Source organism: Leptothoe sp. ISB3NOV94-8A (assembly GCF_043421595.1).
Taxonomy (GTDB): domain Bacteria; phylum Cyanobacteriota; class Cyanobacteriia; order Phormidesmidales; family Phormidesmidaceae; genus Leptothoe; species Leptothoe turfae.
Window position 1 is genome coordinate 4,198,865 of the sequence record NZ_JAXSQW010000001.1, and the last position, 20,376, is coordinate 4,219,240.

Consider the following 20,376-nt stretch of genomic DNA (forward strand, 5'->3'; position numbering starts at 1 on the left):
AACCCCAACTCAAAACTCAAGACTCAAAACTCGCGAAGCGTCACGGCCATTGAGCACAGACTTCTCGGACAGCTTGCAAGATATCTGAAAAGGCTTGCTCATCGCCTAGCTCTAAAATAATGGGATGAATATCGGGTAGTTCTTCGAGTAAATCTTTGCGATTTTGATAAGCTAAAACCTCCAGCATAGCAGCCCAGTCAGTAAAGGTAATGCTCATTTTCATTAGTTGAGGTAATAGTCCTTGCAGAGCTTGAGAACGAAAATAGGGGTCCTGAATTTGCCACATCATTTCTAAAGCTTGAGCTAACAATGTCTCTGATAAATATTTAGCTGAATAGCTTATAGCAAATGCTCTCGACTCTTCATGATTGATGTTTCGTACTATTTGCAAAACATCGGATAACAGTTCTGAGGGCATATACTTGATCAGTTCTTGTAGAACACTGCTCTGAGAAGATTCAGAATCTATGGTGCGAGTAGTTGCCAGCGCTTCTGGCCAAAGCTCGGGCAATCGCTGAGCTAATCCGCCTAGCGCTTTCGAACGAGAATATTCAGACTTAATGTTACGAACAATCTCTAATATTTTTAGGAACAGCTCTGAGGGCAAATACGTGGTTAACTCCTGTAGTGCAGTTCCACGAAATAATTCAGTGTCAACACTAAAAATAACTTCTAATACTTCTGGAAACACTTCTGATAATACTTCTGACGAGTACTTGGCTAATTCATTAAGAACAATCACGAAGAAGGATTCATTATTGATATTGCGAGCCAATTCCAAGACCTCTGGCAATAGCTCTGTTGGCAAGTGTTGGATCAATTCACTTAATTCAATCGCACATAAAGATTCATTGTCGATATTACGAGTAGCTTCTAAAGCTTCTGGCAACAGCTCTGGCAAATGCTCAGCTAGCTTGCGTAATATACCCGCACGAGAATATTCATCGTCAATACTACGGACGATTTCTAACACTTCTGGATAAAGTTCTGTAGGTAAATGCTCAGTTATTTCTCGTAATAGACCTGCACGCGAGTATTCGTCATCTACGCTAGGAATGATTTTAAAAACTTCTGGCCAAAGCTCTGGCAAGTTATTGGTCAGAACACTTAATAGGCGAGCGCGCAAATATTTTTCATCTACACTACGAGCGATTTTCAACGCTTCTAGCCAAAGCTCCGACGAGTTCTTGGCCAGAACACTTAGTAGGCGAGCGCGCCAATATTTGTCGCCTATGCTACGAGCGACCGCCAAGACTTCTGGTTGAAGCTCTGGTGAGTTACAGACTATTTTTTGCAACGCACTCACATAAGAAGATTCATCGTTAATGTTACGTGTGCTCTCTAGAGCTTTTGGTATTAAGTATGTTGGTAAGCGTTTAGATATCGCACCTAAAAAACACAATCGAGCCAATTCAAAGTCAATCTCGTGTATTCTACTTAGAGCTTGCGGTAAAAGCTCAAATGGTAGTTGATTAGCAAAGTCACGTAGCTCAGAGGTACTACAACTATGGCGTAATGCATTACACTGCAAGTGTAATGCTTCTGGCCAAAGCTCTGGTAGGTACTGTGCTAACTGCCACAAAGCACTAGCACGAGAAGATTTATCCTTAATTCTATGAGTAACTTTCAGCGTTTCAGGCAATAGCTCTGGTAAGCGCTTAACAAATTTAGTTAATACATTTGAGCGGTTTTGCTCAGAGGCCATATTACGAGTAATTTCTAACGCTTCTGGCAGGAATTCTGTGGGCAACTTCTGAACTAACTCGCTAAGTACATTTGAGCGATTTTGCTCAGAGGCCATATTACGAGTAATTTCTAACGCTTCTGGCAGGAATTCTGTGGACAGTTGCTTAGTCAGTGCACTGAGTGCATTAGCACGAAAATCTTCTTTCGAAATATCATAAATGATACCTAATGCCTCTTTTGAAAGCTCTGTGGTTAAGTGCTTAGCTAACGCACTGAGCATCCTAGTGCGAGGATCTTCCTTCACAATGTCACGAATAATGTCTAACGCTTCTGGTAATAACTCTGCAGGTAGGTGCTCAGTTAACTTGATAAATGCGGTAGCGCGAAGCTCTTCTCTGTTTATATTGCGAATAGTCTCTAAGATTTCTAACCATAGCTCTGGCAAGTACTCAGTCAGTTTTTGTAATGCACTTACACGGGAAGACTTATTCTCAATTTCACGGATGGTCTCTAATGCTTCTGGTAACACCTTCGGCAGACGCTTAACGATTATAGCTAACGCCACGCCACGATCATCATGGTTGATAATCTGTTGTGCAATAGCTAATGCCTCTACCACATAATCTTTTGGCAGCTTCTCAACAATTTTTTGCAAAGCACAGGTTTGACAGGGGAATCCGTTCGCATTTAATCGATGATCACCGTAAAGATCCTGTATGTGCTTAATAGCTACTAACACGTCTGCCCATAGCTGTGGGAACTTATTCGCTAGGTTTGCTAGCACATAGGAGCGATATGCGGCTTCCTTAAGTTGTCCCACGGCCTGCTGAACCTCTGGTAACAGTGATTCTGGTATGTAAGGCACAATTATCGAAATACATGTCGCTCGATGCCAAGGATCCTGAGCCTGCTGCGAATAGGCTAATCCTTGTGCAGGTGACCATACTTTCTTTTCCACCAGTGCCCCTACCAACTCTGCAGGAACATTACTCGCCATGCTATTAATCGAGGTCCGCATCAATGCATAGCGAAACAAAAGCACCAGTGTTTCTCCTGGCTCATTCTCATAACTCTTCTTTGCTATTTCCCATGCACGACCGACATCATTTACAAACCCTGCAGGTTTGCCAATCGCATCACACGCTTCGTACCAACCATTCCGCCCATCCGCATTACTCGTCTGCAACAGTCCATGAATCTCCTGCACCTGCTTCGCCTGCTCCATATGCCAGGTAAGCCGGTCAAAAATATACCCATCATCCGTCAGCGTATGCCACTGCCCCCGCTCCGTCTTCTTCCGATATCGCTCCAAAAACTCACTATGGGCCTCCGCTTTCGTCATCCCCAACCCTGGCAGGTCCCCTTCCTGCACGGGCTGCGGTGCACTCACCAACAACCGCTGCGCCAAATCATGCATCAAATCATGCATCCGAAATGTGCGCCGCGCCTCAGGTCCTGCCTGCTTCGCCCCCAGCAACAACAATGCCTTTGAGCTAAACGTCCGCAATATCGACCCCGCCTGCCGCTTCGACACCTGCCAAAGCATCACCGCCATCTCCTGGGTCAGACTCACATCCTCCGGCACAATTCCCAGCCACGCAAACTGCCGCAACTGCTCCGCCGACAGCTGCTTCAAACTCAAGTTAAAACAAGCTGTCAGACTATACTTCCGCCGCTTCGCATCATCGGGGATATCCTCTCGACCATAAAGATCCAACGCCTCCAGACGCACCACCTCATCCTGAAAGTCCTCAAACAGTTCAGTCCAGGTCACACCTTCCTCAATCTGCGACGCTGCCAGCTCCAGCGCCAATGGCAAATATCCCACCCGCGCCGCAAAATCCAACGCCTGCTGCCGATCCTCTGCGCTCAGCTCCTCTTTGAGCTTTTGCGTCATTAGCTCCAGAGCCTGCTCCGGAGTCATCACATTCAGACTGTACTTATGCGCCTCCGGAATCTTCGCCTGCCGTGTCGTCACCAGCACACAACAACCATTGCCACCTACCCGAAACGGCTCCAAATGCGCCGGATTCCAAACATCATCCACCACCAGCAGCGCTTTTTTGTCATACAACAACGTCCGTAAATGGTTCGACGCGGCTTCTACCGCCGTGGGCTTATAGTCATGGTCCCCCAGAGCCTGTATCCACCCACTCAATAACGGCAAAATATCCGGGTTCTGGCCTAACGTGGACCACAAAATCCCATCCGCAAAGCGAGCCTGCACCTCATCATCATGGGCCAGCTTCGATGCCAGCACCGACTTACCAATGCCACCGAGACCATAGATGGCACTAACAACCAATGTGCCAAATGTTTTCTTGTCGTCACATAGCAGTTGTTCTTTTACCTTGTCCTGGTGCTCTGGTCGCTCTACAAAATGCTCCGGTAACGGCGGCATCTGTAACGGGATACCCCAGTTACGACGAGATTTTTTCTCGGTGTCAGCAACAGATCCATAAATCTCCTCACCATTCTGTTGTCTACCCTGAAACCACACAATCGGCAAGGCCCTACCCTTACCAAAACGTCTCGGCTCCTGGCGGCTATTTTTTAGCGCCTCATCCAGATGGGCAAACACCGTATCACCAGAGATATAACCCTTGTTATTCACCTTTTCAGGCACCAACACATCCAATACCGCACCTGTAAAAACGCTATGGTCTTCCCGCTTCTTTGCCCAGGCACTTTCATGGCCACGACAGGATGTAATCAGATAATAATCTTGCTCAGAATTTAAACCGGCAAAACTCCGCTCAACCAGCTCCGATTCAATCAACTCGCCACTGTGGCAAGCATCAATAAACATCACCAGACTGCTTAGATCCGAATCGCAAATCAGATCATTCAGGTCGGAAAACGAAATTGCTTTTGTCTGCCGTTTCGGTTGGTTATTCTCAATAGTGACCGTGCAGTCAGACGTGGCCAGATAGCCTTTTGTACCCCCTAGCCCACCTTTAACGGCCAGACCATGGCCAGTGAAATAGATAAATGCCTCATTTCTAGCTGCATCTTGCTGAATCAGCTTAGTTAGTGCGTCTTCTAGCTCTTCAGCGGTTACATGCCCTGAAAGCACTGTCACCCGTTCACATTGCCCATGGTCTCTAAGGAGTTGTGCTATAGCTTCTGCATCACCAATCGGTTTACTTAAATTTTTGAGGTAGTTGCTTTTGTAATCAGAAATTCCAACAACGAGGGCGTAACGGGCCATGGGCTTAAGACTTTCCAGGAAAACACGGAGTTTAGGACGCCGGCACCCTTAACATAACCGATGTTTTCAGCACACCTTAAAAACCGATGACTGATGTGAATCGCCTCGTCTTGGAAGATGAATCTGGCACTGCCTACACCATGTATTTTGAAGCCGATGACGCTATAGATACGCCGTCACAGACCAGCGATGATAACGAATACGAAGCCATGGGCGTTAGCACTGAGGTTCAGGCGAAGCTCGCAGACATCCATGGCACGCTGAAGAGCTATGCCAATTATGCCCTTGGTGCATTCAAAGGGGTGGCTGGCGCTGAGGTGGAGGAAATTACGCTGAAATTTGGCATTAAGATTGCCGGGTCGACGGGGTTACCGGTCTTGGCGCAGGGCTCGGCAGAGGGCAGTTTTGAAATCGAGGTGAGGTGTAAGCCGAAGTGATGGAAGTGGATGTTTGGAACGGAGGATTGAGCCCTCACCCTAAATCCCTCTCCCCGGGAAGAGGGACTTTGAGAACGGAGATAGGTTTGACCCCGGTAAATCTTGCTAAACCCCTTCTCCCTCGGGGAGAAGGGGCTGGGGGATGAGGGCAAGTCCCTAGGCCACAAATTCACCCTGGCAAACATCGCCCAATCTCCTCCAATACCCCCTCGATATCATCAAACACCCGTCTATTCTCGAACCGTAACACCTTCAACCCGCAAGCCTGCATCCATGCATCGCGTTCTGCATCCTTTTCTGGCTGTCGTTTATGAACTAGGCCATCCAACTCGATCACCAGCTTTGCCTCATGGCAATAGAAGTCAGCAATAAAGCGACCGATATTGTGCTGACGTCGAAATTTAAAACCGTGTAATCGACGCGATCGCAAACATTCCCATAAAATACATTCTGCCGTAGTCTGCCGCAGCCGCAGCTCACGTGCACGCTGTAGCAATATTTCAGGAATCCGACGGTTACGGCCTGATAAAAGAGAAAGGTCTAGATCAGTCATGGGGCTAACATGCCCGGGGCCTCACCCTAAATCCCTCTCCCCGAGGAGGGGATTTTGAGAACGGAGATGCATTTTACCCAGGTAAATCTTGCTAAACCCCTATCTCCCCTTCTCCCTGGGGAGAAGGGGCCGGGGGATGAGGGCTGATTTTCTCCCCGAGGGAGAAGGGGCTGGGGGATGAGGGCAACCCATTGTTAAAACAAGCGCACATTTTCCCAAACGGGCATGGTAGCCTCCTTTAGAATGAGGAATTATCAGTTATCATCACCTACTTATCGATAGTTCAGCATTACTATTTCAGCTCGTCCACCCCTTTTTGAGGAACCCATCAGTGCCTAAAGTGCGTCGCAAAAATCGTCGCTTAACTCTGGCGTCCTTGCTGCTCTTAGCAACAGGACTCTGGCTTGGTCAATGGCACATACGCGGTCGCCTATCGTCACCAACGGTTGCGCTGGTCTTAGGGGGGGACATTCATCGGGAAGAGTTTGCGGCTGAATTCGCCAATGATCATCCTGACATAGACGTATGGATTTCATCGGGGGCCAATCCTGAATACGCCACTTGGGTATTTCAAGAATCTCAAGTATCCCTAGAAAGGCTGCATTTGGACTATCGAGCCGTAGATACGGTGACTAACTTTACGACGTTAGTTGATGATTTTGAGCGACTGGGAATCAAAAGCGTTTATTTAATTACATCGGACTACCACATGCGACGGGCAAATACCATCGCCACCATCGTGTTAGGTAGTCGCGGCATTCATTACAAGCCTTTACCCGTAGCTTCTGAACGTCCACCAGAGCCATTGCTCCGCAGCTTTCGTGACGGAGGTCGCTCAATTCTATGGGTATTTACTGGTAAAACTGGATCGGAGTTGGCTCAGCTGTCGTCCAAGTTGCCCGCTCTTCCTTAGCTGTTGGGGCAGGGTTGCTCTCCCCGGCAGACATTTGATGTTTTTCGAGGCTGGCTATGTCTTCTACATTGAAGGATTCTCTCTACACTGAAGAACAGATTAAAGCCTGGTTGCGAGGGCTGTTGGCGATTGCCTGGGCCGATGGTGAGTTTGATGCTCAAGAGCAAGAGCTGATCCACACTATGATGGATGAGGATTTTGCCCCAGGTCTGGATTTTGAAACCTTTGAGCCCATTACACCAGCAGATCTAGCAACTGTCCTCAAGCCAAATCCAGGCGCTGCGGAAAACTTTTTGCGAATGGCGGTGATGGTTGCGATCGCAGACGGCATCTACTCCGCCGCCGAAGATAAAGTCCTTATGGAGTTCTGCCAGGCCCTCAATCTCGATACAGCCATCCTACAGACCCTGCAATCAACCCTCTACAACCTGCGTCAGATCAAGGAAGAGGTTCAACCTGGCACCAGTCTGATCAAAGATAAAAAAGATAAAGCCACCCCCGTCGCCGCTGCTGCCAGTCCCCTACAGCCCCCCACTCCCAAAACCGGCCCTGATCCGCTTAAGCCCATGCGCGAGTGGCTGGACCAGCTAGAAGTCCAAGACCCGCGTCTGGCCCGCTTTGTCTGCAAAATGATCCCATCCCAATGCCCCTTTGAGCGCGATGTCACCCTATTTGGCAAAAAGGTGGTACACATTCCGCCCATGTGTAAGCTCAACCCACTTTACGAACAGCTAGTGGGGCTAAGATTTCGGGCCCTGTCTCATCTAGCCGATGACCTGGGCGAGGATGTCACACCTTATTTGTAGAAGAACTTAAAACTCAGGGTGTGATGGAAAATCTTAAAACTGAAGTCCTCGTAGTCGGCGGCGGCACGGGCGGTACTGCGGCGGCCATCCAAGCGGCCCGGTTAGGTGCACAGGTATTGTTAGTGAGCGAATGGCCCTGGTTGGGCGGCATGCTCACCGCTGCTGGAGTCACCGCACCCGATGGCAATGAGCTAGCCGCATTTCAAACGGGTCTGTGGGGAGCGTTTCTGAGAGAGCTGGAACAACGTCAACCAGGGGGCTTACACAATGGCTGGGTGAGCTTCTTCACCTATGAACCAGCGGTGGGCGCGAGCATTTTTGCCGACTGGGTAGCCGCTCTGCCCAATTTGACCTGGCGTTGGGGCCACCACCCTCGAGAAGTATTGCGGTCAGGTAACCGGGTCACTGGAGTGGTATTTGACCCGTTTTCCGTAGAAGCCCAAATCACAATCGATGGCACTGAGCTGGGAGATTTACTGGCCTTGGGAAACATCCCCTATCGTTGGGGGTGGGAATCGCAGGAGCAGTGGCAGGAACCTAGTGCACCTAACTCTCTCACCGATCCTGCTGATCCGTTGTTTCCTGCCATTCAGCAATACCCGGTGCAAGCCCCCACCTGGGTCGTCGTAATGCAGGACTACGGCACAGGTGAAACCGCGCCACTGATTCCCTCAACTGGCTCCCAAGCCTCGTTTGTCGGGGCCTGGGAGGGCTATGGTCCAGAGCAGTTTCTGAACTATGGGCGGCTGCCAGGCAATCGCTTTATGATCAACTGGCCCCAGCAGGGAAATGACTACGGTGTGGGCCTGGAGCGCCTGATTGAGCCAGAGACGACGCGTTATGACTATTGGCAGGAGGCCAAGAACCACAGCCAGGAGTTTGCTCGTTTTATTCAGGCTCAACTAGGGCAACGCTATGGTTTAGCCGAGCATGTCTTCCCTGAGCTGGAAGGCACCCCCGGCGGCGGTGGGTTTGCCCTTTATCCTTACTACCGTGAGAGTCGGCGACTGGTGGGGCTAACGACCGTGAGCGAGCGAGATATTTTGCCAGTGCCGGGTAGTCAGGTGGCTCCGTTGCCAGTGAATGAAGAGGGTGTGGTGGATGCGATCGCAATCGGCAACTATCCCAACGACCACCATTATCCTGGCTTCAAGATGCCCCTTGCCCCCAAAGCTATTCGTTGGGGAGGCCGCTGGACAGGAACACCCTTTACTATTCCTTACCGAGCCCTGGTGCCAGCTACTGTTGATGGGCTCTTAGCCTGCGACAAAAACATTTCCGTCACTCATATTGCCAACGGAGCCACCCGTCTCCAGCCCATTGTCCTAGGCATAGGACAAGCTGCTGGGGCAGCTGCCGCCCTCTGCATCCAGCATCCATGCCAACCCAGGGAACTGCCCGTAAAGCACCTACAGTACACTCTGCTACGGGACCCTCAAGCCCCTGCCATGCTCATCCCCTGCTTTGACCTATTGCCTCAAGACGAACATTGGCTCAATCAACAAACAATATTTCTAGATACCCCAACGGCATATCCCGCAAGTGGCTTTACAGACTCTTCAAGAACATCGAGCCAGAATTTCACGTCTGGTACCCATATTTTCTACGGCCATTATCAACGGGGTAAAGACCATAGTCATCAGCTGCTTAGGGATACTGAAACCATTAGCCTTGTCGCTATCTCTCCCCAAGCAGCAATGCAACTAATGCAGGTCACTGCTGGCAGCAAAGTTAAGGTTTTCGGCATTCATAATCTGGGTGGTGCCTGGATTTTAGTCAAAGCTATCCAATCAGTGGACGATGTGTAACACACAGTACTAAAAATCGGTGTTACCACCCACACTTTTTTCACGTAGTTTTTCCTGAGTTATTTGTCAATTCCATGTAATCAGAAAGTAGCAATACTACTCATTTTCTGACCCATGAGAATTTCTCTATCGGTAATGTCAGTTGCTACTACCATCAGCCTTTGCAGCTTACTAGGACTATCTATTACTTCTAGCTCGCAGTTAGTTGACCGTGGCAGTGGACGAATCACAAATACCCAAGCTGACCGTGGCAGTGGACGAATCACAAATACCCAAGTTGACCGTGGCAGTGGACGAATCACAAATACCCAAGCTGACCGTGGCAGTGGTCGGATCACGATTGCTCAAGCTGACCGTGGCAGCGGTCGGATCACGATTGCCCAAGCTGACCGTGGCAGTGGTCGGATCACAAATACTCAAGTTGACCGTGGCAGTGGCCGAGTTACAACCGACCAATCTTATCGCGGTAGCGGTCGTATTATGAACGAAACCATTGACCAAGCGTACCGTGGCAGTGGTCGTTTAGTTGCTTAGAGGATAGTTTTATGGCCCCTAACCAACTTTTTCAGCAAAAGGCCACACAAAACACTATAGATATTAATCAGAAAAAGTTTTACGCTAACCGTTACAAGCTAGTGAGGAAATTAGCTATCAATGTTGAAGTTCCTCTGTCTGATTAAACAAATCAAGAATTATTGGTGCTTCTTTAAGGTAGCCTAGTTCCACTACGTAGATTTCCATTCGCTATATCAGCGTGTGTCTATCCCTAAGCGTCCATGACCAATGTTCAATCACCGATGACTGCTGATGCAGATCTGATTAAACGCCTGGAACCCAGTGCCATTGATCAGATCATGATGTACTTGGCATTCAGTGCTATGCGTACTGGCGGTCATCGCCACGGTGCGTTCCTAGATGCGGCAGCGACCGCAGCCAAGTGTGCAATCTACACGACTTATATAGAGCAGGGCCAAAACCTGCGCATGACGGGGCATTTACACCATATTGAACCCAAACGTGTTAAAGCCATCGTAGAAGAAGTACGGCAGGCTTTAAGCGAAGGTAAATTATTAAAGATGTTGGGTGCTCAAGAACCCCGCTATTTAATTCAATTTCCCTACGTCTGGCTCGAAAAATATCCCTGGGAACCAGGGCGCTCTAGGCTAGTAGGCACTAACCTAACATCAGAAGAAAAAGCCCAAATCGAGCAAAAGCTGCCGTCCAATCTACCAGAGGCGCAACTCATAACCTCATTTCAGTTTGCTGAGCTAATTGAGTTTCTCCATGCTCGTTCTCAAGAATCTGTTCCCAATGGTCGACAGCTGCCGCTGAGTGAAGCCTTAGCAGAACATATCCGCCGTCGCTTACTTTACTCTGGTACGGTCACTCGCATTGATTCTCCATGGGGTATGCCCTTTTATGCATTAGCTCGGGCGTCGTATATTCCGACAGATGATGCTGAAAGAACTTACACCATGATTGAGGATACAGCCCGTTATTTTCGCATCATGCGAGAATGGGTTGCCCGTAAAGATGGCACCATGAGGGTCTTGGAGTCTCTTGATATCCCCGCAGAGAATCGTCAACAGGCCCTTGATGAATTGGATTTACTCTTACGAAAATGGGCTGACAAGTATCACCAAACCGGTGGTGAGCCTATGGTTTTACAAATGGCCGTAGGTGTAGGCGACATTGATGGCTAGTTCAGCCAAAGCTGTCTGTAGCTTCTATTTGGATTCATATTAGCAACGGCATCAGCGAGGGAGGCAATTCCAGCTGATGCCGTTATTATTACGTCTATCACTGCCTAGGATTACTGTCTAAGCATTTTGACTCATCCCACAACAATCTTCTCAACTTAAATACTCTTCTCAAAGAGTATTCCAAGCTTGGGTCAGGATGTCTCCCAGCAGATGGCGACTTTTTCTATCTAACAAGGCATCGTCAGCCATTAGTTCAGTAATAACATCATCCAGGCTTTGACCTTGAGAGCGAGCAGTCTCAATCACATGGATAATCGCAGTGGCTATATGCGCTTCGCTCACAGACTTATCTGGAGAAGAGCTTTCTAAAACAGTTTTTAAAGATGACGGGCTCATATTTTATTAATAGGTAAGATGCAAACTCTACCCGATGGGCTCAGGCAAATCGCAGGAATATTTATCAACTAATACCGACAGATCAGTTCAGACGCACCTGCGAACTAGCATTTGCAAGGAATAGCTACCTGTTCCTCACACATATTGACCAGAAGTTAACAAAGTCTAACCTAAGTTGACCAAGAAAAAGTTTTTAATTTTGGGAATTGCGGTTAAATTTTCCCTTAAGCTTGCGCTGTAGGAGGTTGTTTTTTTAGACGAGGAAAGTTTGGTAGATCAATCGCAGATAAGGACGTAATTCGTTTCTGGGGCTTCAATGGATTGACTAAAGGTGATGGAGTACCCTGGGCAGACATTACAGGCAGATAAGTATCAGTCAATCCCCCTGTACGCGAAGCTTGTACACGAGCCAGGATTTCACTGGCCTGCGGAGATAACTGGGAGGAAATTGTTGTAGCATCCCCTAAGTTATCTGCCATAACAGAGTCGTTAGTTTCCTGAGGCTCTTTAGCCCAAGGAGAGGGTTCAGTAAACTGAGAGGGTTCAGTAAACTGAGGAGACTCTTCAGTTTCCATGGGAAGGGTTTGTCCCTCAGCTGCTGGGGCAACTTCATCGGGACCCATTACTCTGGCTAAGTCATGCCACAGCTGATCTTCGGCCTCAGTTGCTAATCTGGTTTCAACCCTCTGAGCATCTAACATGATCTCAGGGGTCTGAACGGTAACCTGAGGTCTGCCTTGCGCTCCCCGAATCAAGGACTCAAGCTGAGGATCTAACTTGCCATGGCCTAATGTAGACTCCCAAGGGCGAATTTCGTCTGCTTTGGGCATGGCCAGGTTTGATACATCAAGCGGTGCGACAGAACTATTGGATGCCTCTGTAGACATACTCAAACACTTTTCAAGGGCGGCTTTGAATTGCAGTGTGTAGCGCTGCTGCCTCTGGAGCCGCGCTCTCAAATCTCGACAGTTTGTATTGGCCTGCAATAATTCCTGAGACTGCTCAGTATTTTGCCTAAGTAGGGTGTTATGCTCGGCTTCTAACTGGGCTGTCCGCTCTCGATAGGCAGCCAACTCTGTCTGTAGGGTTTCGTTTAGCATCTGGTGATGCTGCAATGACTGGTTGCTTTGTTCTAGTTCAGTGACTAATTGTACAATTTCACGATCACCCACACGGTTTACGTCAGGGGCACGATCAATCTCAGCCTGGAGGGCAGCTTGCGATCGCTCCAGAGATTCTTCTAACTGAGATACCTTAGCCAGCAGTACATCGTTGCACTCATTTAGGTCCCGCACCAAATTAAGCAGTTCGGCCTCACGCTGATGACCAGTCTGCTCAGTAGCGGTTTCAGAAATACTGTTCCCTGGGAGTGTGCTAGAAGAATCCATAGCGTTAGTTTGCAAATTAGGGGTAGTCCCTGGAATTTCATCGATAATGACCGTACCTGGGAAATGGACGGTCTGCCAGCTATTGTTATCTGAATTTTCAACAGGTAACTGTGCCCCATGCGACGAAACGTCACGGGGAGTGTTCCCGTTATCAGGAAAACTATCGTTTGATCTGGCGAAATTAAACATTATGTTTCAAAGCGCCGCAATAGCAAAGCGGATAACGATGGCATATTACGCCAATCTCCCCACAGTGTTAACACAGAAAATTTGATTGAGCACAAGTTCCTACCAGGAATTACCAATAAATCAGTACATTCAAGGAATTTCTCAATCGTTAAAATGTATTAAAAAGTTACACGAAAGTACGTTTCATCCTACATGATCAATATCCTCAACAAGGGTTTGCGCCAATAAGGTGCTGTGTATTAGAGCACGATCAACATGGGCACGAACCTGTACATCACTTAAGCCATCACCATTGGCATAATGGTCTAACCACTGCTGAGTCATGGTGTGGGCATGGTCAGGGATGAGTGGCAACGGGTCGTTAGGGGAAAGTCCCCAGCCCGGTAGCGACAGTTCTTGCATAATCTGGGTGACCTTAGGGTCATAGCTAATGGCAAAACAGCGACAGCCCTCGGCAACGGCCATAACAACACCGTGAAACCGCATGGCAATGGCCATTTCAATCCCGCGAAAGACGCCTTTGAGCTGCACCGGATCGGCCACTTGGATAATCTTGTGGGGACCGTTCAGATGTTGGGCAATATGGGTTGCGATCGCACCATCCTTAACCGGTTGAAAGGGCAATAACACAACACAGGTTTGGGTTGCTGCCTGAAAGTCTGCAATGGCTTTTGTTAAATTTGTCAGTCGTTCCGGTGTCAGCTGAGCATGGCCCCGCAGCACAACAGCAATTCGAGGTGCAGGTAAATCCGCAAATCCTGCTAAGGGGCTAGACTTGAGTGCCCAGACAGGATCTGGGGCTAGCTGACAGTTAATTCTCCAATCGGCCAGCAGTTGGGCAGAAGCACTGTCTCGCACACTAATCCCATCACAATTCTTCAGAGCCCAGCGGGTAATCCATTGACTGCTACGTCGCTTTAAAGGCCCCATTCCCTGGCCCCAAGCAATGGTACGCAGCCCCAGCCACTGCGCCAGTATCATCAAACCACCGTAGTACAGCGGATTGATAGCACTGGTGGCATCCTGCATTAAACTGCCCCCGCCCCAAATAAATGCCTGAGAACTTTTTAGAGCCGACCACACCGCCGACAAAGATTTTCTTGGCACCGCTTCAACACCATAGCGTTGAGCCGTTTCCTGGGGATTACCGGAGAGAACAATGGGGGTGACAGACGGCGGCAATAGCTGTAGCAACGTTGCTAACAGCGCCTCATCGCCGCCATTGCCCATGCCATAGTAGCCACACAACACTGCCCGCATGCACGCTGTTCCCTTAACTGTCTGCCGAATCTACTTTAGACTAGAGCTCGTGGTTATCCCAGGGCACCCACAAGGCGATGCCCAGACAGGTAGGCAATAGCCCACCTTCATTAACCATTTTGACCTGGAGCAATTAAAAGGGAATGCCCCTTATCGTTGCCCCTACCATTGACGTTCTAGATTTATGCACGCCCTCTCGATTCCTACCTGGATGGTTCATATCTCCAGCGTGATTGAATGGATCGCCGCCATTTATTTTGTCTGGCAGTTTGCTGATATCACCGGCTGGCTCGCATGGAAATGGTTATCCTTCGGCATGCTACCGGCCTTGGTCAGCGCCATGTGTGCCTGTACCTGGCATTTTTTCGATAATTCTCCCTCTCTAAGCTGGTTGGTAATTTTACAGGCCTCTATGACCATGGTAGGTAACTGTACCGCCTGTGCTGCTGCCTGGTATATCTGGAGACAAGCCCGTGTCTAAAGAAACCTTGTTCGCGATGTCCCTATTTCCTTATCTAGGGTTTCTTTATTTTTTAACCAGGTCAAGGCAGACACCCAAGTTGGCATTAACTGGGTTCTACGTGCTGCTCATTTTCGTAGCAGTGACTATTCCAGCAGGCATCTATGCTCAGAAAGCTTACGGTTTAGAGCTTGCCAATGTGGACTGGCTCCACGGCAGTGCTGAGATTTTCCTCACACTCTCTAACATTTTTGTAGTGCTAGGCTTTAGAAACGCAGTACAGAAACTAAAAGCAAAGAAAGCTAATTGAGGTTTCTGCTAGAGATCCCAGCAACTGTGGCGTAGGTAATAACAATGTCTGCTGTTTTAACTGCCAAAAATAAGTCTAGTCTTGCAGAATGGTACCAGGCCCAGTGGGGTGACTATGTCCGCTATCGAGATAGCTTGTCCCCTGATCAGTACCGTTTATTTTTTCATCAAGGCTATCTACTCATCACCGAAATGGGCTGGGAAGGCATTAACCACGCTACAATTTGCGACTTATTCACTATCATTCTGGGTTTCTGGTTCAGTATCCATCCTGAACAAATAGCTAGTTCACTGGGTCGATGTCTTATCGAAAAAGATAAAGACACGGCTGGTGCACCTGATTTAGTCCTATACCTTGGTGATGACTATCCACGTTGGGAATCTGGTCAACCTCGCAGAATTGACTTACACCAATGGCGTGCCCCCGATTTGGTGGGCGAAATTTCAGACACGACTTTAGCGAGTGATTTAGATGAAAAGAAGCAGCTTTATGCCGCGCTTGGTATTCCTGAATATTGGGTAATCGATGTGCGAGGCATCCGTGTTTTTGCGTTTGCACTACAGTCTGATGGTAAATATCAGCTGACTGACACCTCCCAGGCATTAAAGGATTTACCCATAGCCCTTTTAGAACAGACCATTGCCAAGCTAGAAAACAACAGCAACATTACTGCCGCACAATGGTTTAACCAGCAAGTCTTAGCTTTAAGAGATACTAAATAAAGCCTACTTTTTGATCCCTTCTCTGTGACCGAGAATCCTTTTCTAAATTTGACCTATGAGCCTGCCTTAGAGGCCTTAGGCGATGACTATTATGACGTTGTTGTAGCAGCCAGCTTTCCTCAACACATTCTGCGGTTTCGCAATGATGACCTCTTACCAAGGTTGAACCTAGAGCCAGATAACGTCAGTGACTTCGACTTTATCGAAGCATTCGGGCAGTTTCAACAACGCTCACCGTTGATGGCCCTGCGCTACCACGGCTATCAGTTTGGTGACTACAACGTCGCGCTGGGTGATGGCCGTGGCTTCCTTTATGGCCAAGTGAGAGGTACCGATAAAGTACTCTATGACTTTGGCACTAAAGGTTCCGGCACCACACCTTACTCTCGCAATGGAGATGGGCGATTAACCCTCAAGGGTGGCGTTCGAGAAATCTTAGCCTCTGAGGCTCTACATGGGCTTGGGGTCAACACATCTCGATGTTTTAGCTTGGTGGAAACCGGTGAAAGCCTATGGCGCGGGGATGAACCATCACCAACTCGGTCATCAGTCATGGTGCGCTTCAGCAAATCTCACATTCGGTTTGGCACCTTTGAGCGGCTGCACTATCTGGGACGTGCTGACCTAATGTCTCCCTTACTCGATCATGTGATTGAGGTCTACTACGCCCATTTGCTGGGTATACAGGATCCACAGGAGCGCTATGGGCAGTTTTATGCCGAACTCGTGCAACGAGTAGCCCAGTTGGCAGCCCAGTGGATGTCAGTGGGCTTTTGCCATGCTGTACTCAATACCGACAACATGTCGATCACTGGGGAAAGCTTTGACTACGGTCCCTACGCTTTTATGGATGAGTTTAACCCTCGGTTTACAGCGGCCTATTTTGACTACATGGGTCGCTACAGCTATGGCAACCAGCCTCGGGTATGCGAATGGAATCTACGGATGTTGCAGAAGCCTCTGGCACTGATTATGGCTGCCGAAGATTTGGAAACTGGCCTCGCCCGCTATCGCGATCATTATTACGCTGCCTACAAACAGAAAATGCTAACCAAGTTAGGCTTTGGGGAACTGCTACCGGAACTTGGGGATGAACTGCTGCGCTTAACCCTAGAACTGTTAGAAAAAACACAGGTGAGTTATCACGACTTTTTCACGGGGCTAACGGGCCAGTTTTCCCCACAATGGTGTGAAGACCCCGAGCACATTCTACAGACGACGGTTGAAAACTCTGATGATGAAGCAGCCACACTGCTCAAGGCTTGGCGATTTCACTATCACAGTTGCCTGACCACGCTGTCGTCAGAGGAGATTACCCAGATAGGTCAATGCTTACGCCAGCACAATCCAACAACTGTGTTGCTACGACCTGAAATTGAAGCAATTTGGGAACCCATCGTTGCTGAAGATAATTGGCAACCGTTCTACGATCTAGTGGCCAAACTTCAAGACCCGTTTGGTGAAGGTTAATCGTGTAGAACCTTTCCATGGAAGGGTTCTACACGATTCATAATACCGCTGATTTAAATGGCCAGCAGACGTCTGATGCCACTGATGCCAATGCCAGCGTAACCAACAGCTAACAAAATGCTACTTAAGGCGATACGAATACTTGCCTTAGTTGCCTCCGACCGCACCCGCTTAGTCGCTTCTTCGCGACGGGTGCCAATTTCTGTTTCCAGACGCGTACGCAGTTGAGAGGCTTGACCAGAGAGAAACTCATCTAAAGATTCTGGGTTTTCCTCAAACTGACGAATTTGAGCTGCCTGCTCTGCAGTGACATTACCGCTAGCCACCAGCTGATCAATTTGTTCTGGATTATTCAATAAGCTGCTGATGCGATCGCGTTGCTGAGTCACCTCTACATTAAGACGCTGCTCCAACTGATTAGCGGCTTCAGTAGCTTCAGTGGAGACCTGGGTCAGCGCTTCCTGGCTCTGCAACCGCACATTATTCATATGCACCGGTGCCAGGACAGCAAATAGCAAACCTAGGATGCAAGCCAAGAGACAGGTCCAAAAACGCACATCTAGAAACAGGCTGCCACTACCGCGCTTACCACGGACATAGCTATCAATCCAAAAGCCAGTGAATAGTAGGGCAATACCCACTAAAGGAACGATGCCGCGATCAACTAGCTGGGTAGTCGTTGTGATTTGCCAGGTACGGTTCAGTAAATCTGGCGGTAATAGTAGCACCAGAAAATCCACTAAAGCGGCCAAAATGGTAATACCACCCACCAGCTTGAGAGCTAGAGCAGCAATGGGAGATGGCGCATTACTCGTCGATTGAGCAGAGGAAGTCATGTACGATCACGAAGTGCTACATCATAGTTAATAGTGCCCGACATAGTTACCGTTGGGGTAGATTGCCAGAAAAAAATATGCAGTTTTCTTAATTATTTAGCTTTCCTGACGTTCTTAAGTACAACACAAGAAATGCTAAATGCCTAGCCAGCGCCCTGAGCTTTCGTGGCCCGCTGCCGCAAAATATCGGGACCGCGCGATGTGCCCAGGCGAGTAGCCCCTGATTCAATCAGCATGAGTGCCTGATCAGGGGTACGAATACCACCAGAGGCTTTGATGCCAACTCGACCACGGCTGACGTCTTTGAGCAAGCGAACGTCTTCTACGGTCGCTCCACCATGCCAGCCAGTACTAGTTTTAAGGAAGCTAACGCCCGCATCCATACAGACATCGGCTGTCGTTCTTTTCTCAGCTTCGTCCAACAGCGCCATTTCCAAAATGGCTTTTACACACTGCCCCGTAGCTTCCACAATCTGGGCTAATTCTGCATGTAGCCGTTCTAGTTGACCCGATTTGACCCAGCCCAGGTTAATCACTACGTCCAGTTCAGTTGCGCCATTTTCCGTCGCTTCTTGGGCAGCAAACAACTTGCTAGCTGACGTCTCTGCTCCGGTCGGAAAACCAATCACGGTACTCACAGGAATAGAACTCTCATGCAGGTTCTCAACCGCCCGTTGAACATGCACTGGATAGACACAGACACTGGCAAACCCAAAGCGTTGAGCTTCTGCACACCAGTGATCGACATGCTCTAAGGTGGCAGTGGGCACCAATAGGGAATGGTCGATGTAGGGGGCAATATCAATATCAATAGAGGTGTTCATGGCTCAGCGAAAAAATGGAAAACCGAGTAAATAGCCGATTAGAGAAGGCTTTATACGTTTGAAGAATAGATAAACAGAACTTGATAGCTGAGACTCAATTACGTAACTTCAGTAAAGTTTAATGAGTACATTCACAATAAAGCGGGAATTTTGATCAGAGCTAGATGGCTCAACTATTATTAAACAAGAGATTCATTAAAGGCTTGCAAGCCTACATTATGGCTCTTTAAAGCCTGTCTGCATCGATTCCCACCATCGATTTGTAATCCAAACAACTGCATAGTTTAAGCGGTAGGCAGTTTGTGCCTGACATTTGTGCCTGACATAGTCTTACTCCTTATTTCAGTACATTTCCTTTTTATTCAAGATTTTTATGGCTGAGCTATCTATTTCCGCCATTATTTGCACCCATAATCGTGATCAATACTTGGCAGCAGCCATCGATAGTTTGTTGACTCAGACGCTACCTGATATCGAAGTCATCGTAGTTGACAATGCTTCGACCGACACCACAGCAGAAATCGTCCAGATGCGACTGTCGGACCCTCGGTTGCGCTACGTGTACGAGCCCACATTGGGACTGTCTACCGCCCGTAATACCGGGGCAAACGCTGCTAACGGGGATATTGTGGCTTACCTTGATGATGATGCGGTTGCCAGTTCTCAGTGGTTAGCATCCCTGCTAGAGGTATATGAGAAAAATAGTAAGGTTGCGATCGCAGGTGGCAAAGTCACCCTCCTCTGGCCCCCCGACGTGGTTCAGCCACCCGCCTGGCTGTCAGACGATTTAGCCAGTGGCTTAGGGGCCTATGATTTAGGCGATCAGGTACGTTACATCAAAAACCCGAGTCTGACCCCCCGAGGTCTCAACTACTCCCTGCGCAAAACCTTCTTAGATTCCGTTGGTGGCTTTGACGTCAACCTTGGTCGGGTTGGCAAAAATCTGCTTTCCAACGAAGAATTACACATGACTCAGTTAGCGCTTAGAAATGGCTGGGATGTTGTATATGTTCCTGATGCGCTGGCTGCTCACAATGTATCCCCCGCTAGACTTAAGCCAGGCTGGTTCCTAAGCCGTAGCTGGTGGCAAGGCATTAGCGAATGCTACCGTGAGCAAGTATCAGGGCGCGCTGGTGTAGCTCAATTACGATGGGGTGGGGAACGCCTTGTGCGCGGTGTTTACAAGACCGTCAAATACGTTAACGACCCAGCACAACGGTTTGAGAATTTGACCTATGCCTATGGTCAGCTGGGCTATTTGGGCAGTGTTTTGCGATATCTAATCAGACCCTACAAACCCGCTAAGTCATCCGCCTAGCTTGGCACCATAATTAGTTAGATGTTAGTTAGATAAAAACCTTACTTCAGGATTTCGATAGCGTAGGTCATACGTAGATTAGGAAC

At 48.6% G+C, this 20,376-nt stretch carries 18 protein-coding genes; 11 read left to right on the top strand and 7 right to left on the bottom strand.

Going from position 1 to position 20,376, the window contains the following annotated elements:
• Positions 1 to 40: 40 nt before the first annotated feature.
• The gene (locus SPB21_RS17670; protein ID WP_499867317.1) at positions 41 to 4,897 is read right to left on the bottom strand and encodes a caspase family protein; all 4,857 of its coding nucleotides are present in this window, start codon (positions 4,895 to 4,897) and stop codon (positions 41 to 43) included.
• 86 nt (positions 4,898 to 4,983) lie between these two features.
• Here SPB21_RS17670 and SPB21_RS17675 point away from each other — a divergent pair, with 86 nt between their 5' ends.
• Positions 4,984 to 5,334: a CU044_2847 family protein gene (locus SPB21_RS17675; RefSeq protein ID WP_499867318.1), complete on the top strand. Its 351-nt coding sequence runs from the start codon at positions 4,984 to 4,986 to the stop codon at positions 5,332 to 5,334.
• Between the two features lie 169 nt (positions 5,335 to 5,503).
• Here SPB21_RS17675 and SPB21_RS17680 read toward each other — a convergent pair whose 3' ends face one another.
• Positions 5,504 to 5,887, bottom strand: a complete 384-nt coding sequence (locus tag SPB21_RS17680) for an endonuclease domain-containing protein (RefSeq protein WP_499060784.1) — start codon at positions 5,885 to 5,887, stop codon at positions 5,504 to 5,506.
• A gap of 331 nt (positions 5,888 to 6,218) precedes the next feature.
• Here SPB21_RS17680 and SPB21_RS17685 point away from each other — a divergent pair, with 331 nt between their 5' ends.
• From SPB21_RS17685 to hetR, 5 genes are all read left to right on the top strand, one after another.
• Positions 6,219 to 6,800 (top strand): YdcF family protein, encoded by a 582-nt coding sequence (locus tag SPB21_RS17685; protein ID WP_499867319.1) that lies wholly within the window; start codon positions 6,219 to 6,221, stop codon positions 6,798 to 6,800.
• A 56-nt stretch (positions 6,801 to 6,856) separates the two neighbouring features.
• Positions 6,857 to 7,606 (top strand): DUF533 domain-containing protein, encoded by a 750-nt coding sequence (locus SPB21_RS17690; RefSeq protein WP_163671149.1) that lies wholly within the window; start codon positions 6,857 to 6,859, stop codon positions 7,604 to 7,606.
• Positions 7,607 to 7,629: 23 nt separating this feature from the next.
• Complete coding sequence (locus SPB21_RS17695; protein ID WP_499867320.1) at positions 7,630 to 9,414, top strand: FAD-dependent oxidoreductase; 1,785 nt, start codon at positions 7,630 to 7,632, stop codon at positions 9,412 to 9,414.
• Positions 9,415 to 9,549: 135 nt separating this feature from the next.
• A complete protein-coding gene (locus tag SPB21_RS17700) occupies positions 9,550 to 9,948 on the top strand; it encodes a hypothetical protein (RefSeq protein WP_499867321.1) in 399 nt (132 codons plus the stop codon).
• Positions 9,949 to 10,211: 263 nt separating this feature from the next.
• Complete coding sequence (gene hetR / locus SPB21_RS17705) at positions 10,212 to 11,117, top strand: heterocyst differentiation master regulator HetR (protein WP_036020477.1); 906 nt, start codon at positions 10,212 to 10,214, stop codon at positions 11,115 to 11,117.
• Between the two features lie 168 nt (positions 11,118 to 11,285).
• Here the strand turns inward: hetR and SPB21_RS17710 are convergent, their stop codons facing one another.
• The 3 genes from SPB21_RS17710 to csaB all read right to left on the bottom strand — a co-directional run bounded on the left by SPB21_RS17710 (position 11,286) and on the right by csaB (position 14,350).
• Positions 11,286 to 11,513, bottom strand: coding sequence for a hypothetical protein (locus tag SPB21_RS17710; RefSeq protein ID WP_163661409.1), 228 nt, complete (start codon positions 11,511 to 11,513; stop codon positions 11,286 to 11,288).
• Between the two features lie 224 nt (positions 11,514 to 11,737).
• Positions 11,738 to 13,090: a hypothetical protein gene (locus SPB21_RS17715; protein ID WP_163661411.1), complete on the bottom strand. Its 1,353-nt coding sequence runs from the start codon at positions 13,088 to 13,090 to the stop codon at positions 11,738 to 11,740.
• Positions 13,091 to 13,273: 183 nt separating this feature from the next.
• Positions 13,274 to 14,350: a polysaccharide pyruvyl transferase CsaB gene (gene csaB, locus SPB21_RS17720; protein ID WP_499060787.1), complete on the bottom strand. Its 1,077-nt coding sequence runs from the start codon at positions 14,348 to 14,350 to the stop codon at positions 13,274 to 13,276.
• A gap of 184 nt (positions 14,351 to 14,534) precedes the next feature.
• On the opposite strand from csaB, the gene SPB21_RS17725 reads away from it, so the two are divergent.
• From SPB21_RS17725 to SPB21_RS17740, 4 genes are read left to right on the top strand one after another with little or no spacing between them, the layout of a single operon-like run.
• A complete protein-coding gene (locus tag SPB21_RS17725) occupies positions 14,535 to 14,831 on the top strand; it encodes a DUF2499 domain-containing protein (protein ID WP_163661414.1) in 297 nt (98 codons plus the stop codon).
• A complete protein-coding gene (locus SPB21_RS17730; RefSeq protein WP_163661416.1) occupies positions 14,824 to 15,120 on the top strand; it encodes a DUF3593 domain-containing protein in 297 nt (98 codons plus the stop codon). The genes SPB21_RS17725 and SPB21_RS17730 overlap by 8 nt, the downstream gene beginning before the upstream one ends.
• Before the next feature lie 44 nt (positions 15,121 to 15,164).
• Complete coding sequence (locus SPB21_RS17735) at positions 15,165 to 15,842, top strand: Uma2 family endonuclease (protein WP_499867323.1); 678 nt, start codon at positions 15,165 to 15,167, stop codon at positions 15,840 to 15,842.
• A gap of 24 nt (positions 15,843 to 15,866) precedes the next feature.
• The gene (locus SPB21_RS17740; protein ID WP_163696215.1) at positions 15,867 to 17,312 is read left to right on the top strand and encodes a protein adenylyltransferase SelO; all 1,446 of its coding nucleotides are present in this window, start codon (positions 15,867 to 15,869) and stop codon (positions 17,310 to 17,312) included.
• Positions 17,313 to 17,365: 53 nt separating this feature from the next.
• Here the strand turns inward: SPB21_RS17740 and hpsJ-B are convergent, their stop codons facing one another.
• Positions 17,366 to 18,148, bottom strand: coding sequence for a hormogonium polysaccharide biosynthesis protein HpsJ (hpsJ-B, locus tag SPB21_RS17745; RefSeq protein ID WP_163661422.1), 783 nt, complete (start codon positions 18,146 to 18,148; stop codon positions 17,366 to 17,368).
• A gap of 143 nt (positions 18,149 to 18,291) precedes the next feature.
• Positions 18,292 to 18,972 carry a deoxyribose-phosphate aldolase gene (deoC, locus tag SPB21_RS17750; RefSeq protein WP_499867324.1) on the bottom strand — a complete coding sequence of 227 codons (681 nt, stop codon included), beginning with the start codon at positions 18,970 to 18,972 and terminating at the stop codon, positions 18,292 to 18,294.
• A gap of 373 nt (positions 18,973 to 19,345) precedes the next feature.
• On the opposite strand from deoC, the gene SPB21_RS17755 reads away from it, so the two are divergent.
• Positions 19,346 to 20,290 carry a glycosyltransferase family 2 protein gene (locus SPB21_RS17755; RefSeq protein ID WP_499867325.1) on the top strand — a complete coding sequence of 315 codons (945 nt, stop codon included), beginning with the start codon at positions 19,346 to 19,348 and terminating at the stop codon, positions 20,288 to 20,290.
• The last annotated feature ends 86 nt before the right edge of the window (positions 20,291 to 20,376 follow it).

Excerpts from the sequence above, each read along its gene's own strand:
- SPB21_RS17670 (WP_499867317.1), bottom strand. The coding sequence starts at position 4,897 with ATGGCCCGTTACGCCCTCGTTGTTGGAATTTCTGATTACAAAAGCAAC.
- SPB21_RS17675 (WP_499867318.1), top strand. The coding sequence starts at position 4,984 with ATGACTGATGTGAATCGCCTCGTCTTGGAAGATGAATCTGGCACTGCC.
- SPB21_RS17680 (WP_499060784.1), bottom strand. The coding sequence starts at position 5,887 with ATGACTGATCTAGACCTTTCTCTTTTATCAGGCCGTAACCGTCGGATT.
- SPB21_RS17690 (WP_163671149.1), top strand. The coding sequence starts at position 6,857 with ATGTCTTCTACATTGAAGGATTCTCTCTACACTGAAGAACAGATTAAA.
- SPB21_RS17695 (WP_499867320.1), top strand. The coding sequence starts at position 7,630 with ATGGAAAATCTTAAAACTGAAGTCCTCGTAGTCGGCGGCGGCACGGGC.
- SPB21_RS17700 (WP_499867321.1), top strand. The coding sequence starts at position 9,550 with ATGTCAGTTGCTACTACCATCAGCCTTTGCAGCTTACTAGGACTATCT.
- hetR (WP_036020477.1), top strand. The coding sequence starts at position 10,212 with ATGACTGCTGATGCAGATCTGATTAAACGCCTGGAACCCAGTGCCATT.
- SPB21_RS17710 (WP_163661409.1), bottom strand. The coding sequence starts at position 11,513 with ATGAGCCCGTCATCTTTAAAAACTGTTTTAGAAAGCTCTTCTCCAGAT.
- SPB21_RS17715 (WP_163661411.1), bottom strand. The coding sequence starts at position 13,090 with ATGTTTAATTTCGCCAGATCAAACGATAGTTTTCCTGATAACGGGAAC.
- csaB (WP_499060787.1), bottom strand. The coding sequence starts at position 14,350 with ATGCGGGCAGTGTTGTGTGGCTACTATGGCATGGGCAATGGCGGCGAT.
- SPB21_RS17725 (WP_163661414.1), top strand. The coding sequence starts at position 14,535 with ATGCACGCCCTCTCGATTCCTACCTGGATGGTTCATATCTCCAGCGTG.
- SPB21_RS17735 (WP_499867323.1), top strand. The coding sequence starts at position 15,165 with ATGTCTGCTGTTTTAACTGCCAAAAATAAGTCTAGTCTTGCAGAATGG.
- hpsJ-B (WP_163661422.1), bottom strand. The coding sequence starts at position 18,148 with ATGACTTCCTCTGCTCAATCGACGAGTAATGCGCCATCTCCCATTGCT.
- deoC (WP_499867324.1), bottom strand. The coding sequence starts at position 18,972 with ATGAACACCTCTATTGATATTGATATTGCCCCCTACATCGACCATTCC.
- SPB21_RS17755 (WP_499867325.1), top strand. The coding sequence starts at position 19,346 with ATGGCTGAGCTATCTATTTCCGCCATTATTTGCACCCATAATCGTGAT.